Here is a 15041-nt window from a genome sequence, read left to right as displayed (position 1 = left end):
CACGGCGGCCCGGAACGGGCCCATGGCGGGCGGGGCTGGTCCACCACTCTGGTGTGTCCCGCGCCGCCGCGTGTGGGCGAGGCGCGTGGGCGGTCACGGCGTGTCGTCGGTGCTCTGGGACTGGACGCGGTGGCGTCGCAGGAGTCTGCCGTGGGCTGCTTCGTCGTGGGTGACGACGTAGACGTCGATGTCGTCGCCGGAGCCTTCGATGATGGCTTCTCCCGTTCCTCGGCCGAGGAGGTTCTTGAGGCGGCTGCGGCGGGTGGCGCCGATGACGATCTGGGTGGCGTTGATCTTCCGGGCGAAGGCCAGGACGGCCTCGGCGGGGTCGTCGCCGGCCATGGTGTGGAAGCTGCCGCCGAGGCTCTCCACCAAGGCACGGTGGTGGGCCAGGAGGTTCGCGTTGCCGGTGGCCAGTCCGTCGTCGCGCCGGACGTGGACGGCGAGCAGTTCGCCGCCCGCCCCGCGGGAGGCGGTCCGTTTGCCGCGCCGGATGAGTGTGTCGCTCTCGGGGCCGCCGGACAGGGCGACCAGCACGCGTTCCCGGGTGGCCCACGGTTTTTGGATGCCGTGTTGCCCGCGGTAGCGCAGGAGGGCCTCCTCGACGCGGTCGGCCACCCAGAGCATGGCGATCTCCCGCAGTGCGGAGAGATTCCCTGGCCGGAAGAAGTGCGACAGCGCCGCCTCGATCTTGTCGGGCGGGTAGATGTTGCCGTGGGCCATCCGCCGCCGCAGCGCCTCCGCCGACATGTCCACCAGCTCGATCTGGTCGGCACGGCGGACCACTTCGTCGGGCACCGTCTCCCGCTGCCGGACCCCGGTGATCTGCTCGACGACGTCGTTGAGCGATTCGAGGTGCTGGATGTTGACGGTGGTGATGACATCGGTGCCCGCCTCCAGCAGCTCCTCGATGTCCCGCCACCGCTTGTCGTTGCGGGAGCCGGGGACGTTGGTGTGGGCCAGTTCGTCCACCAGGGCGACCTGGGGGCGGCGGGCGAGGACGGCGTCGAGGTCCATCTCGGTGAAGGCGGTACCGCGGTAAGGCATGTTCTTGCGCGGCACCGTCGGAAGGCCCTCGGCCATCTTCCGGGTCAGCGGCCGCCCGTAGTCCTCCATGAACCCGATGACCACATCGGTGCCCCGCTCGGCGCGGCGCTGTCCTTCGGCGAGCATGTCGTACGTCTTGCCTACCCCGGGGGCCGCTCCGAGGTAGACCCGCAGTCTGCCGCGCGCCACTATCCGCTCCTTTGCGGGTGCCGGTCCAGCGTCAGGAGACCCATGGCCCGCGAGGAGACCCGGCACCCTCCCTCCTCCATCGTCGTTCACGCCCGCCTCGGCGCGCGGCACGTTCAGCCCCGGACGTGCTGCGCGAACATCCTGGGGGAGCGGCCTGCCGTGGGAGCGGCTGATCGCATCGCCGTCGCCACCGACCAGCAGTCCGCCGGTGACTCGCGGCCGGTTGCGGCCGGTCGGGAAGGTGGGCGTCAAGGGCGCGTCAAGATTTCAGATCCGCCCGTATGGAGGGCGTCAGGAATCCGCAATGCAGCGGAAGGGGCTGGTTGGCTGCTTCTCGCCGGCCGGCCGCCGGTGCCGCGAGAAGAAAGCGTCGGGGGCGCTCGCGGGTACACCCTGAAACCCTTGGTGGAGCCATGCTCGATCTCCTCTTCGTCGGTGTGACGGTCGCCGTGTTCGCCGTCATCGCCCTGATCGCGCGAGGGGTGGAGAAGCTGTGACCGCAGAGAACATCGCAGGTCTCATCGTCGCCGCCCTGCTCGTCGGCTATCTCGTCGTCGCGCTGATCTACCCGGAGAAGTTCTGACCATGAGCTCCACTCTTGCCGGGTGGCTGCAGGCCCTGGCCCTGGTGGGCGCCCTGGCCCTGTGCTACCGCCCGCTCGGCGACTACATCGCCAAGCTCCTCACCTCCGCCAAGCACCTGAGAGTCGAACGCGGCCTCTACAAGGTCATCGGCGTGGACGGTGACGCCGACCAGCGCTGGCCGGTCTACCTGCGTTCGGTGCTGGCCTTCTCGGCCGTCTCCGTGCTGTTCCTGTACGGCCTGATCCGGCTCCAGACGCACCTGCTGCTGAGCCTCGGCGTACCGGAGATGGAGGCCCACCAGGCGTGGAACACTGCGATCTCCTTCACCACCAACACCAACTGGCAGTCCTACTCGGGTGAGTCCGCGCTCGGCCACCTGGTGCAGATGACGGGTCTCGCGGTGCAGAACTTCGTCTCCGCCGCCGTCGGCATCGCCGTCGTCGCCGCACTGATCCGCGGCTTCACCCGCAACCGCACCGACCGGGTGGGCAACTTCTGGGTCGACCTCACCCGCATCGTGCTGCGCCTGCTGCTGCCGATCTCGATCGTCATGGCACTGGTCCTGGTGGCGAACGGCGCGATCCAGAACTTCCACGGCTTCCACGAGCTGACCACCCTCGCCGGTGATCCCCAGGCCGTCCCGGGTGGCCCGGTGGCCTCACAGGAGGCCATCAAGGAGCTGGGCACCAACGGCGGCGGCTTCTTCAACGCCAACTCCGCGCACCCGTTCGAGAACCCCAACGGCTTCACCAACTGGCTGGAGGTCTTCCTGCTGCTGGTGATCTCCTTCTCGCTCCCGCGCACCTTCGGCAAGATGGTCGGCGACAACCGCCAGGGCTACGCCATCGTCTCCGTGATGGCCCTGTTCTGGATCGCCTCCGCCGCCCTCATGACGGTCGCCGAGTCGCACCACGGCGGCAGCGCGCTGCAGACGGCCGGCGGGGCGATGGAGGGCAAGGAGCAGCGCTTCGGCATCGCCGCCTCGACTCTGTTCGCGGCGTCGACGACGCTGACCTCGACCGGTGCGGTGAACTCCTTCCACGACTCGTTCACGCCGTTCGGCGGTGGCATCGCGATCTTCAACATGATGCTGGGCGAGATCGCGCCCGGCGGTGTGGGCTCGGGTCTGTACGGCATGCTGATCCTGGCGATCGTCGCAGTGTTCGTCGCGGGCCTGATGGTCGGGCGGACCCCGGAGTACCTGGGCAAGAAGCTCGGCGGCCGGGAGATGAAGTTCGCCTCCCTGTACATCCTCACCACGCCGGTACTGGTGCTGGTCGGCACCGGCATCGCGATGGCCCTGCCCGGCGAGCGGGCCGGGATGCTGAACACGGGCGCGCACGGCTTTTCCGAGGTGCTGTACGCCTTCACCTCCGCCAGCAACAACAACGGCTCCGCGTTCGCCGGCATCACCGTCAGCACCCCTTGGTATGACACGGCGCTCGGTCTGTGCATGGTCCTCGGCCGCTTCCTGCCGATGGTGTTCGTCCTCGCACTGGCCGGCTCGCTGGCGCAGCAGCAGCCGGTCCCGGCCACCCCGGGCACCCTGCCCACCCACAAGCCGCTGTTCGTCGGCCTGCTGTCGGGCGTCGTCCTGATCGTCGTCGGCCTCACCTACTTCCCGGCTCTCGCTCTCGGGCCGATCGCGGAAGGTCTCCACTGATGTCCACCACCGTTACCCCCAGCAGCGAGACCGTGGACCACAGTCACGCTCCACACCGAGTCTCCGGAGGCCTTCTCGACCCGAAGCTGATCGCGAAGTCCCTGCCGGACGCGGTGAGAAAGCTCGACCCCCGGGTCATGGTCAAGAACCCGGTGATGTTCGTGGTCGAGGTCGGCTCGGTCGTCACCACCGTCTCCGCGGTCGCCGACCCGTCGGTGTTCGCGTGGTCGATCACCGCCTGGCTGTGGCTGACCGTGGTCTTCGCGAACCTGGCCGAGGCCGTCGCCGAGGGCCGCGGCAAGGCCCAGGCCGACACCCTGCGCCGCGCGAAGACGGAGGCCATGGCCCGGCGCCTGACCGACTGGCCCGCCTTGCAGACCGAGGAGGAGGTCCCGGGCACCGCCCTGCGGCTCGGCGACCTGGTGGTGGTCGAGGCCGGGCAGACCATCCCCGGTGACGGGGACGTCGTCGAGGGCGTCGCCTCGGTGGACGAATCGGCGATCACCGGCGAGTCCGCCCCGGTGATCCGCGAGTCCGGCGGTGACCGCAGCGCCGTGACCGGCGGCACCAAGGTGCTCTCCGACCGGATCGTCGTCAAGATCACCTCCGAGCCGGGCAAGACCTTCATCGACCGGATGATCGCTCTGGTCGAGGGCGCGGCAAGACAGAAGACCCCGAACGAGATCGCGCTGAACATCCTGCTGGCGTCGCTGACGATCGTCTTCCTGATCGCCGTGGTCACGCTCCAGCCGCTCGCGACCTACGCGGGCGCCCCGCAGTCGATGATCGTCCTGGTCGCGCTGATCGTCGCCCTCATTCCGACCACCATCGGCGCGCTGCTGTCCGCGATCGGCATCGCGGGCATGGACCGCCTGGTGCAGCGCAACGTCCTCGCCATGTCCGGCCGCGCCGTCGAGGCCGCCGGCGACGTCAACACCCTGCTGCTCGACAAGACCGGCACCATCACCCTCGGCAACCGCCAGGCCGCCGAGTTCCTCCCCGCACCCGGTGTCGGGACGGACGAGTTGGCCAGTGCGGCCCAGCTGTCCTCGCTCGCGGACGAGACCCCCGAGGGCCGCTCGATCGTCGTCCTCGCGAAGACCGAGTACGGCCTGCGGGCCCGCGCCCAGGGCGAGCTCGCCCACGCCACCTGGGTGCCGTTCACCGCGCAGACCCGCATGTCGGGCGTCGACCTCGACGAGGCCGACGGCGTGCACCAGGTCCGCAAGGGCGCTGCCGGCGCGGTCGCCAACTGGGTCACCGCCAACGGCGGCACGGTCGGCAGCGACGTCAGCCAGCTGGTGGACGGCATCTCCGCCGCCGGCGGCACCCCGCTGGTCGTCGCGGCGAAGATCGGCGACGCACCCGCGCGGGTCCTCGGTGTCATCCACCTCAAGGACGTGGTCAAGGAGGGCATGCGCGAACGCTTCGACGAGCTGCGCCGGATGGGCATCAAGACCGTCATGATCACCGGTGACAACCCGCTGACCGCGAAGGCGATCGCGGAGGAGGCCGGCGTCGACGACTTCCTCGCGGAGGCCACCCCCGAGGACAAGATGGCCCTGATCAAGAAGGAGCAGGCCGGCGGCAAGCTCGTCGCGATGACCGGCGACGGCACCAACGACGCCCCCGCTCTCGCCCAGGCCGACGTCGGCGTCGCGATGAACACCGGCACCATGGCGGCCAAGGAGGCCGGCAACATGGTCGACCTGGACTCCAACCCCACCAAGCTGATCGAGATCGTCGAGATCGGCAAGCAACTGCTCATCACCCGCGGCGCATTGACGACCTTCTCGATCGCCAACGACGTCGCCAAGTACTTCGCGATCATCCCGGCGATGTTCGCGGGCGTGTACCCGGGCCTGCGCCACCTCAACATCATGAGCCTGCACAGCCCCGAATCCGCGATCATCTCCGCGGTCGTCTTCAACGCCCTGGTCATCGTCGGCCTGATCCCGCTCGCCCTGCGCGGCGTGAAGTACCGGCCGTCCGACGCCTCATCACTGCTGCGCAGGAACATCGGGGTCTACGGTTTCGGCGGCCTGGTCGTGCCGTTCGTCGGCATCAAGCTGATCGACCTGATCGTGCAGTTCGTCCCCGGCCTGAGCTGAGAAAGGAGAGACCGGAATGTCCAAGCCCCTGCCCACCCTCGTGCGCACCCATCTCACGGCGCTGCGGATGCTGCTGGTGATGACCGTGATCGTCGGCCTCGCCTACCCGCTGCTCGTCACCGGCATCAGCCAGGTCGCCTTCCCGGCCAAGGCCAACGGCTCCATCGTGAAGGCCGACGGCAAGGAGATCGGCTCCAGCCTGCTCGGCCAGAGCTACGACCTTCCCAAGCAGAATCCCGACGACCCGGACGAGCAGGCGAAGCCGGACCCGAAGTGGTTCCAGCCCCGGTTCTCCGCCGGGAACTTCGACCCGAAGTCCTCCGGCGCCACCAATCTGGGCCCCAACGACGAGGAGCTGACCAAGGCGATCCAGGACCGCCGCGCAGCGATCGCCGCCTTCGACGGCGTCGATGCGGCCTCCGTCCCGGCGGACGCGGTCACCTCCTCCGGCTCCGGCCTCGACCCGCACATCTCCGTGGCCTACGCGAAGGAGCAGGTCAACCGTGTCGCGAAGGAGCGCGGCATCTCCGCCGAGACGCTGAACCGGTTGATCGACCAGTACACCGACACCCGTGCGCTCGGCTTCCTCGGCCAGGACGGCGTCAACGTCGTGCTCCTCAACAAAGCCGTGAGCGAGACGAAGTGACCCCCTTGTCCCGACGATAGTCCGGACCGGCCCGGGCGCGGAGGAATCCAACCGCGTCCGGGCCGGTCGCCCCGCGTTCCGTGGCCACTCAGTGGAACAGGCCCGACCGCCCCGCTCCCGGACAGTGCTCCACCCCGTACTCGGCCGCCTTCGTCAGAAAGCGCAGCACCCATGTCCCGTGACCTCACCCCCGGCACCGCTCACCGCCGCGGCCGGCTGAGGGTCTACCTCGGATCGGCCCCCGGCGTCGGCAAGACCTACCGGATGCTGGACGAGGCCCACCGCAGACAGCAGCGCGGCGCGGACGTGGTCGTCGGCTACATCGAGACCCACGGACGCAAGTACACCGCGGGAATGCTCGACGGGCTCGAGGTCGTCCCCCGCATCCGCCGGCACTACCGGGACACCGACTTCGAGGAGATGGACCTCCACGCGCTCCTGGCCCGTCGGCCCTCTGTGGCCCTCGTCGACGAACTCGCCCACACCAACATCCCGGGCGGACGCAACGCCAAGCGCTGGCAGGACATCGAGGAACTCCTCGACGCCGGCATCGACGTGATCACCACCGTCAACGTCCAGCACCTGGAGTCGCTCAACGACGTCGTCCAGAAGATCACCGGCATCCCGCAGCGCGAGACCGTCCCCGACGAGGTGGTCCGCCGCGCCGACCAGATCGAACTCGTCGACATGGCCCCGCAGGCCCTGCGCCGCCGCATGGCGCACGGCAACGTCTACAAGGCCGAGAAGGTGGACGCCGCGCTCTCCAACTACTTCCGGGTCGGCAACCTGACGGCCCTTCGGGAACTCGCCCTGCTGTGGGTCGCGGGCCGGGTCGACGAGGGCCTGCGCGACTACCGTGCCACCCACAACATCGACCGGGTCTGGGAGACCAGGGAGCGCGTCGTCGTGGCCCTGACCGGCGGCCCCGAGGGCGAGACCATCATCCGCCGCGCCGCCCGGATCGCGGACCGCACCGCGGGCGGGGAACTCCTCGCCGTCCACATCAGCCGCAGCGACGGCCTCGCCGGCGCCTCGCCCGGAGCCCTCGCCCAGCAGCGGCAGCTCGTCGAGGACCTCGGCGGCACCTACCACGTGGTCGTGGGCGACGACGTACCCACCGCCCTGCTGGCCTTCGCCCGCGCGCACCACGCCACCCAGCTGGTCCTGGGAACCAGCCGCCGCGGCCGGATCAACCGGTTCCTCACCGGGCCGGGCATCGGCGAGACCACCGTCGACGCCTCCGAGGACATCGACGTCCACATGGTCACCCACGAGTTCACCGGCCGCGGCCGGCTGCCCTCCCTCGGCCGCCGCAACTCCCCGCGCAGAACGCTGGCCGGCTATCTGGCCGGGCTCGCGGTGCCGGCGGTCCTGACCCTGCTGCTCTCCCAGATGGACAGCGGCTTGAATCTGACGACCGTCGCCCTCATCTTCCAGCTCGGCGTGGTGGGCGTGGCGCTGTTCGGCGGCGCGGTCTCGGCACTGCTCGCCTCGCTGGTGGCCTCACTGCTTCTGAACTACTACTTCATCCCGCCGGTCCACACCTTCACCATCGGCGAGACCAACAACTTCATCGCCCTGGCGGTGTTCGCGGCCGTCGCACTCACCGTCTCCACGGTGGTCGACCACGCCGCCCGCCTCACCGCCCGGGCCGCCAGGGCCACCGCCGAGGCCGAGACCCTCTCCACCCTCGCCGGCAGCGTACTGCGCGGCGCCGACGCACTCCCCGCTCTGTTGGAGAAGACCCGCACCGCCTTCGGCCTCGACTCGGTCGCCCTGCTCGACCGCAGTGGCGGCGCCATCGCCCGCAGCGACTCCGACGGCGAACCAGCCCCCGGCCGGACGGTCACCGAGCTGCCGGCCGGCCCGGACGCACTGCTGATCCTCGCCGGACGCCGACTGCCCGCCGCCGACCAACGCGTGCTCACCGCATTCACCGCACACATCACCGCCGCACTGGAACGCGACCGGCTCGCCACCGTCGCCGCCGAGATCGAACCGATCAAGGCCGCCGACAAGATGCGCACCGCCCTGCTCGCCGCCGTCAGCCACGACCTGCGCACCCCGCTGGCCACCGCACTCGCCACCACCGGCTCGCTGCTCAGCCCCGACGTCGAGTTCTCCGACGAGGACCGGGCCGAACTCCTCGCCATGGCCAACGAATCGCTGCTGAGGCTCACCGGGCTGGTCGACAACCTGCTCGACATGAGCCGCCTCCAAGCCGGCGCTCTCACCCTTCATCTGGAGGCGGCCCATCTCGACGAGCTGCTGCCACGCGCGATGGACTCCCTCGCCGACCCGGACGCCGCCGTCCAACCCCTGGACCTCGGCCAGGCACCGCCGGTGCTGGCCGATCCGCCGCTGCTGGAGCGGGTGCTGGCCAACCTCATCGCCAACGCCCTGCGACACAACGCACCCGGCGCACCGGTCCTGGTCACCGCGAGCGGCCACGGGGGCCAGGTCGAAATCCGCATCGTCGACCGCGGCCCCGGCATCCCGCCCGAGGACCGCGACCGGGTCTTCCTGCCGTTCCAGCGCCTCGGCGACAACGACAACACCACCGGCGTCGGCCTCGGCCTCGCCCTCTCCCGCGGCCTCGCCGAGGCCATGGGCGGCACCCTGGAAGTGGAGGACACCCCCGGCGGCGGCACCACCATGCTGCTCGTCCTGCCCGCCGTCCATCCCACCTGGTCGGACGGTACGGACGAATCGGAGTCGGGATCCCCCGTGGTCGACGAGGCCGGCAGCACGTCGGAATCGGCACCGGCCGGCAACGATGTGCACGTGCAGGAGGAGGAGAAGTGAGCCGCGTCCTTCTCGTGGACGACGAACCGCAGATGCTCCGGGCCCTGCGGATCAACTTCCGCGCCCGCCGCTACAGCGTCGTCACCGCGAGCACCGGACAGGAAGCGCTCGATACGGCCGGCCGGGAGCGACCCGAGGCGGTCGTGCTCGACCTCGGCCTGCCGGACTTCGACGGCGTCGATGTGATCCGAGGCCTGCGCGGCTCGCTCGACGTGCCGATCATCGTGCTCTCCGGCCGCGCGGACACCGAGGAGAAGATCCGAGCCCTCGACGCCGGGGCCGACGACTACCTCACCAAACCGTTCGACATGGACGAGCTGTTCGCCCGACTGCGGGCCGTCCTGCGCAGGCCCACCCGCACGGCACCGGGCGCCAGGGCCCGGATCGGCGTGAACGAGATCGACGTGAGCGCCGGGACCGTCACCGGGCCGGACGGCCACGCGCGGCTGACCCCCACCGAGTGGAAGATCCTCACACTCCTGCTCGCCAACCCCGGCCGACTCGTGCCCGGCAAACACCTCCTGCGCGAAGTCTGGGGCCCCGACGCCGAGCAGCACAACAACTACCTGCGGGTCTACTTCGCCGGGCTGCGCCGCAAGCTCGAACCCGACCCCACCCGGCCCCGCTACCTGATCACCGAACCGGGCATCGGCTACCGCTACGACCCGTAACCCGTCCCGCAGGAGCGGACAACGACCTCGACACGACCACCGCGGCAGCGGGCGCATTGGCTCGCGGTATCCTCTCCGCCACGGCGATCGGTATGCGGCCCCGCCTCCGCGAGTATCGCTGAAACGACACCCGTGAACGACCACCCGGGCCAGCCGGTAGTTGGTGCCCGCTGAGGTCAGGCGACCTTGGACGGGCGGTGCAGGGCATCCAGCGCCACACCCGCCTGGTCGGCCAGGGTCACGGCCACAATGCGAGCCTGCCGGGAGGGGATGGTGCCGGGCTTGGGCTCCAGCATGAAACGCCCGACGTAGCGGCCGCTGCTGAACACACGAAGCTCGACCTCCTCCTCCGGCAGGCCGAGCCGATCGGCATCCCACTCCCGGCGCCCGAGCACGACGGATCCGTCGTGCTCCAGACGCGGCGGGTGGCCCAGCAGCGAGCCGAACTCGAAGTGGCACGCCCGCAGGTCGAGTACCTCGATCAGCGCGTCCCGTACCTGGTCGACCACGGCGATCGCGGAGTTCGCCGAGCCGGCGTGTACCGCCACGTCGTGGATCCGGGACAGGTAGCCGGCGTCCGTGACGGCGACGACCTCGAAGCGACGCGCGCGGGCGGCCAGCTGGGAGACCGCGAGTCCGACGAGCAGGAGGAGCACGGCCGTCGTGATGTCTGCCGAATTGCTGATCGTGAGCTGCTGGTACGGATGGGTGAAGAAGAAGTCGAACCACAAGGCCGTGCTCAGCGCGGCCACCGCCCTGCAAGCCGATGCCCCAGCGCCGCCACGGCAACCACTGCCACAACCAGCATCAGGGCGACGTTGGTATTCGCCAGGCCCCCTCTGAACGGCAGCAGCACCACGCTGAGCAGCAACGGGACCACCGCCGCCACGACGAGCGAGAGCGGAACTCGTGCAACGAAACGGCGCATCGGCGCACCTCCTCCGAACACCGGTGTAGCACCAGCCGGGCCTCGCGCAACCAGGACCCGTAACCGTTGACGCTTTCCGTACGCGCCCCGATGGGACGTGTCCGCGTTGTGCCCGGGTGCCCTGCCGGGACGGTTCCGCACCACGCCTGCGCGGGCTCGCCGTGTTCACCGCGCTGAGCCGGCTGGCCGTCCTGGAGATCCTCGGCCGGGTCGGCAGCGGCGTGCACGAACGCCTGTGGCAACCGGGCACCCCGTCGTGTGCGTCGACAGCGACCTCTCCGCCTACGTCACCGATCCCGAAATCCTGTGGGACCGCCACCGACCCGTATGCTCCCCAGCGGCCGTCGTGTCGTCATCGCCGCCACCCGCGAAGGCCTCGGCCGGCTCTTGGCCCACCAGCACCACCCGGTCCAGCCACAGAACCGGCAGATCCGGTACTGACCTCCGACATATGGTGCCAGCGGCACGGCCCCGGACAGCGTGGCTGTCCGGGGCCGACCAAGTGCCGCACATGTCAGAGTCTGTTGGGCTCCGGTACGTCGGCCATGGGGGCCGGCTCGCCACGCCGCATCGAGCCGGGCGCGCGGCGGGCCGGCCGGTCGGCGAGCGGCGCAGAGGCCAGCTGCCAGGGCACGCTGATCACCATCACGCCCGGCGTGAAGAGCAGGCGGCTCTTCAGCCACAGCGCGGACTGGTTGTGCAGCAGGTTCTCCCACCAGTGCCCGACCACGTACTCCGGGATGAACACCGCCACCGCGTCCCGCGGACTGGTGCGCCGGTACTCGCGCACGTACTGGACGACCGGCTTGGTGATCTCGCGGAACGGCGAGTCCAGCACCTTCAGCGGCACCTGGATCTCGTACGTGTCCCACTGCGCCTTCAGCTCGTCGGTGGTGTCCTTCTCCACCGCGACGGAAACAGCTTCCAGGGTGTCGGGGCGGAACGCCTGCGCATAGCCGAGGGCGCGCAGGGTGGGCTTGTGCAGCTTGGAGACCAGCACGATCCCGTGCACCTTCGACGGGCGCACCGACTCCTCGCGCGGGTCCTGGATCGCCAGCTCGTTTGAGACTGCGTCGTAGTGGCGGCGGATGCCGCGCATCATCACCCACAGCACGACCGCGGCCAGCACCGCCAGCCAGGCGCCCTGGGTGAACTTGGTGATCAGCACGATCACCAGCACCAGCGCCGTGAACACGCCGCCGAAGGCGTTGATGACGCGCGAGCGCTGGGCCGCGCCACGCACCGCCGGGTCACTCTCGCTGCCCAGGACCTCGTTCCAGTGCTTCACCATGCCGAACTGCGACAGGGTGAAGGACGTGAACACGCCCAGGATGTACAGGTGGATCAGGCTGGTGACGTCCGCCCGGTAGCCCCACAGCAGGGCGCCGGCCACCACCGCGAGCGCGATGATGCCGTTGGAGAAGGCGAGGCGGTCGCCCCGGGTGTGCAGCTGGCGCGGCAGGTAGCGGTGCTCGGCCAGGATCGAGGCGAGCAGCGGGAAGCCGTTGAACGCGGTGTTCGCGGCCAGGATCAGGACCAGCGCGGTGACGGCCTGGATGAAGTAGAACAGGATGCTGTTGTCGCCGCCCAGGAAGGTCGAGGCCAGCTGGGCGATGACCGTCTGCTGCGTGTAGTTGGCGCAGTCCCCCGTGATGCCGACCAGCTGGCAGGCGTCGTCCACGTAGTGCACGTGCGAGGTCATCGCCAGCACCGTGACACCGACGAACATCACCACGGCCGTCAGGCCCATCACGGCCATCGTGGTCGCCGCGTTCTTCGCCTTGGGCTTGCGGAACGCCGGCACGCCGTTGGAGATCGCCTCCACGCCGGTCAGCGCCGTACAACCGGACGCGAACGCCCGCAGGGCCAGCAGCAGCAGGCCCAGGCCCTTGAGCGTGTCCTTGCCGTCCTCCGGATTGATGCCGAACGCGGCGCTCGGGGCCTGCGGGTTGTCACCGAAGATCACCCGGATCAGGCCGGTGATCACCATCAGCAGGATGCCGCCGATGAACAGATACGTCGGTGCCGCGAACGCCCGCCCCGACTCACGCACACCGCGCAGGTTCATCGCCGTCAGCAGCACCACGAAGCCGATCGCCAGCGGCACCCGGTAGTCGGCCAGCCCGTTGAAGGCGGAGATGATGTTGTCCACACCCGAGGCCACCGACACCGCGACCGTCATCACGTAGTCGACCAGCAGCGACGCCGCCACCACCAGACCCGCGTTGGCTCCGAGGTTCCGGGACACCACCTCGTACGAGCCGCCGCCGCTCGGGTAGGCGTGCACCACCTGGCGGTACGACATCACCACGACCGCCATCAGGGCGACGACGGCCGCCGCGATCCACGGGGTCAGGTAGAGGAAGGCGGTGCCACCGACGGTGAGCACCAGCAGGATCTCGCCGGTCGCGTACGCGACGGAGGAGAGCGGGTCGGAAGCGAAGATCGGCAGCGCCAGCCGCTTGGGGAGCAGCGTCTCGCCCAGCTCCTCGCTGCGCATGGCCTTGCCGATCACGAGGCGCTTGAGCGCCTGGGGCACGTTGAACACAGGGGGAGCGTATTCGGCCGCGCCATGAGGGCAATGGGACTGTCCGCGGTGCGGCGTCGGCGCTCCTCGCCAGCAGGGCGTCGCGTTTGCGCAGGTCAGAGCGGTTGATGGTCGCGTCGAGGGCCCGTTTCGAGGCCGTTTTGGGGGAGGTGTTAAGGATTCGTCAATACTTCCCGGTCAAGTCCGGCAAATGGGCCATTCAGGCTATTGCGTCCTGCTTGCGGCATTGCGACCTGGCTCGAGGCTCCGTGTCGTGCTGCCGCCGGACGGCTCGTCCCCCAGCGCCGGTGGCAGGCGACAGCGGGTGGGACCGGGCCAGCCTCCTAGCCGGCCTGCAGCCGTGGTTGGCCTCGTCTTGCGGCGGATCTTCTCGTTGCGTGCGCGCTTGGACATGGTCTACTGCCGGGTGACAAAAAAACCCTGATACAACGTCAACGGCGGCTGCTGCGCACGCGGGAGGGCGCGGTGATGGTCCGGACCCGGATCCTGCGTCGGGGCAGCGTGCCGGACAGTGACGTGGCAAGCGCGGCCCCGACAAGCAGGCTGAGACGCAGCACGTCGCTGCCGCCGTCCCAGCCGATTTCCGCGTGGCGGTGGACGGCGAAGCCGTCGAAGAACAGCCAGCAGGCGAGCGCGATCAGCGGCGCCGCCATCGCGCGCGAGACGGCGCCGAGCACGGCAGCGAGCGCCGTGTACGTCCCGAGGGCGAACCACCCGCCGTCCAACTCTCCCTCTCCGATCCAGTCGAGGGCCGGCACAAGGACGCCGCCACCAACCAGAGCGAGTGCGGTAGAAATACCGACACTCACCCGGGGCGCCACCGGATAGTACCGGCGGCCGCCAGGGCGCTTGCGGTAGAGCCTCACCGGCGGCCTCCTCGGACGTCTTGAACCGGCTGTCTGTAGCAGACACCGGGCGGCTCGTGCGATCGGCAGTGCCACCCCGGCAAGTCGGCGCAACCGAGTCACCGGAACTTCGGCGCCCGTCGCCGACGCCCAGTCAAGTTCATCGAACAGGCGGCTGGCGACCAGCCTTGACGCACTTCATACGCATCCATACGCGTTCTTGACAGGTGCCCGGGGACAGCCGACAGGCGTGCTGCCACGGGCCACGCCGAGCATGGCCAGAATGGCCACAGCCGCTCACCGGCGGCCCGATGGTGTTTCCCGACAGCTCGTGCAGGCGCCTCTTCGTCGCGATCAACCCAGGTGGGCCGACCCGGTCGGCATGTTCCGGCCGGGTGGCGGGCTCAGCCGTGCAGGGCTTGGAACGCCTGGTCCACCAGGGCGGGCAGGTCTTCGGCGCCCTGGCTGTCCACCCAGACGGTCAGGGCGGTGGTCAGCGCGGCCAGTGCGGCGGCGGCGAGAACACGCGTGCGCAGGGTTCCGGCTTCCGGCTGGCGGGCGGCGAGTGCTTGGGCGAACAGCCGCTCGGTGGCGTACTGGTTCTCCCAGACCCTGGCGCGGAGAGCCGGTGTCCTGAGGACGAGCCTGGTGCGGATCAGGAGCGCTTCCTTGTCGTCGGCGTAGATCCTCTCCAGCCCCTGCGCCAGCGCCCGGTGCAGGGCGGTGAGCGCATCCTCGTCCGGGGGACGCTGTTCGATGAGCTGGATGATCATCGGGTCGTAGTCGTCGGTTTCGACGACGGCTTCCTTGGTGGGGAAGTGCCGGAAGAACGTCATGTGGGACACCCCGGCGGCGGCGGCGATCTCCTCGACGGTGGTGTTCTCGTATCCCTGGCTCAGGAAGAGCCTGAGGGCCTGTTCCTGGATGGTGCGGCGGGTCTGGGCCTTCTTGCGGGCGCGCAGGCCCGACGGCGGGGTCGGGGACGCCTTCATGGCCGTGATGCC

The 15041-nt window shown here is 69.7% G+C and carries 12 protein-coding genes; 6 read left to right on the top strand and 6 right to left on the bottom strand.

Features of this window, described 5'->3' with window-relative positions:
* Positions 1-93: 93 nt before the first annotated feature.
* Positions 94-1236, bottom strand: coding sequence for a universal stress protein (locus AB0M03_RS27220; protein ID WP_363495357.1), 1143 nt, complete (start codon positions 1234-1236; stop codon positions 94-96).
* A 493-nt stretch (positions 1237-1729) separates the two neighbouring features.
* On the opposite strand from AB0M03_RS27220, the gene kdpF reads away from it, so the two are divergent.
* The 6 genes from kdpF (at position 1730) to AB0M03_RS27190 (ending at position 9716) form a co-directional block, all read left to right on the top strand.
* Positions 1730-1819: a K(+)-transporting ATPase subunit F gene (gene kdpF, locus AB0M03_RS27215; protein WP_363495354.1), complete on the top strand. Its 90-nt coding sequence runs from the start codon at positions 1730-1732 to the stop codon at positions 1817-1819.
* A gap of 2 nt (positions 1820-1821) precedes the next feature.
* Positions 1822-3483 (top strand): potassium-transporting ATPase subunit KdpA, encoded by a 1662-nt coding sequence (gene kdpA, locus AB0M03_RS27210; protein ID WP_363495351.1) that lies wholly within the window; start codon positions 1822-1824, stop codon positions 3481-3483.
* Positions 3483-5594, top strand: a complete 2112-nt coding sequence (gene kdpB, locus AB0M03_RS27205; RefSeq protein ID WP_363495347.1) for a potassium-transporting ATPase subunit KdpB — start codon at positions 3483-3485, stop codon at positions 5592-5594. The genes kdpA and kdpB overlap by 1 nt, the downstream gene beginning before the upstream one ends.
* Before the next feature lie 16 nt (positions 5595-5610).
* A complete protein-coding gene (gene kdpC, locus AB0M03_RS27200) occupies positions 5611-6240 on the top strand; it encodes a K(+)-transporting ATPase subunit C (protein WP_363495344.1) in 630 nt (209 codons plus the stop codon).
* A 171-nt stretch (positions 6241-6411) separates the two neighbouring features.
* A complete protein-coding gene (locus AB0M03_RS27195) occupies positions 6412-9045 on the top strand; it encodes an ATP-binding protein (RefSeq protein WP_363495341.1) in 2634 nt (877 codons plus the stop codon).
* On the top strand, positions 9042-9716 hold the full coding sequence (locus AB0M03_RS27190; protein WP_363495338.1) for a response regulator: 675 nt from the start codon (positions 9042-9044) through the stop codon (positions 9714-9716). The genes AB0M03_RS27195 and AB0M03_RS27190 overlap by 4 nt, the downstream gene beginning before the upstream one ends.
* 176 nt (positions 9717-9892) lie before the next feature.
* Here the strand turns inward: AB0M03_RS27190 and AB0M03_RS27185 are convergent, their stop codons facing one another.
* From AB0M03_RS27185 to AB0M03_RS27165, 5 genes are all read right to left on the bottom strand, one after another.
* Positions 9893-10468 carry a DUF4118 domain-containing protein gene (locus tag AB0M03_RS27185; protein WP_363495335.1) on the bottom strand — a complete coding sequence of 192 codons (576 nt, stop codon included), beginning with the start codon at positions 10466-10468 and terminating at the stop codon, positions 9893-9895.
* Positions 10456-10644, bottom strand: coding sequence for a hypothetical protein (locus AB0M03_RS27180; protein ID WP_363495332.1), 189 nt, complete (start codon positions 10642-10644; stop codon positions 10456-10458). The genes AB0M03_RS27185 and AB0M03_RS27180 overlap by 13 nt, the downstream gene beginning before the upstream one ends.
* A gap of 514 nt (positions 10645-11158) precedes the next feature.
* On the bottom strand, positions 11159-13144 hold the full coding sequence (locus AB0M03_RS27175; protein WP_363495421.1) for an APC family permease: 1986 nt from the start codon (positions 13142-13144) through the stop codon (positions 11159-11161).
* A 479-nt stretch (positions 13145-13623) separates the two neighbouring features.
* Positions 13624-14058, bottom strand: a complete 435-nt coding sequence (locus tag AB0M03_RS27170; protein WP_363495330.1) for a hypothetical protein — start codon at positions 14056-14058, stop codon at positions 13624-13626.
* Between the two features lie 383 nt (positions 14059-14441).
* A complete protein-coding gene (locus AB0M03_RS27165) occupies positions 14442-15029 on the bottom strand; it encodes a helix-turn-helix domain-containing protein (protein ID WP_363495327.1) in 588 nt (195 codons plus the stop codon).
* Positions 15030-15041 lie beyond the last annotated feature (12 nt).

It is taken from the genome of Kitasatospora sp. NPDC051914 (genome assembly GCF_040680995.1).
Taxonomy (GTDB): Bacteria; Actinomycetota; Actinomycetes; order Streptomycetales; family Streptomycetaceae; genus Kitasatospora.
The sequence above is the reverse complement of the archived record's forward strand: the minus strand, read 5'-3'. Positions and strand labels throughout refer to the sequence as shown.

What these genes read in the sequence shown, in the direction of transcription:
- AB0M03_RS27165 (WP_363495327.1), bottom strand. Translation starts at nt 15,029, where the DNA reads ATGAAGGCGTCCCCGACCCCGCCGTCGGGCCTGCGCGCCCGCAAGAAG.
- kdpB (WP_363495347.1), top strand. Translation starts at nt 3,483, where the DNA reads ATGTCCACCACCGTTACCCCCAGCAGCGAGACCGTGGACCACAGTCAC.
- AB0M03_RS27195 (WP_363495341.1), top strand. Translation starts at nt 6,412, where the DNA reads ATGTCCCGTGACCTCACCCCCGGCACCGCTCACCGCCGCGGCCGGCTG.
- kdpA (WP_363495351.1), top strand. Translation starts at nt 1,822, where the DNA reads ATGAGCTCCACTCTTGCCGGGTGGCTGCAGGCCCTGGCCCTGGTGGGC.
- AB0M03_RS27175 (WP_363495421.1), bottom strand. Translation starts at nt 13,144, where the DNA reads ATGCGCAGCGAGGAGCTGGGCGAGACGCTGCTCCCCAAGCGGCTGGCG.
- kdpC (WP_363495344.1), top strand. Translation starts at nt 5,611, where the DNA reads ATGTCCAAGCCCCTGCCCACCCTCGTGCGCACCCATCTCACGGCGCTG.
- AB0M03_RS27180 (WP_363495332.1), bottom strand. Translation starts at nt 10,644, where the DNA reads ATGCGCCGTTTCGTTGCACGAGTTCCGCTCTCGCTCGTCGTGGCGGCG.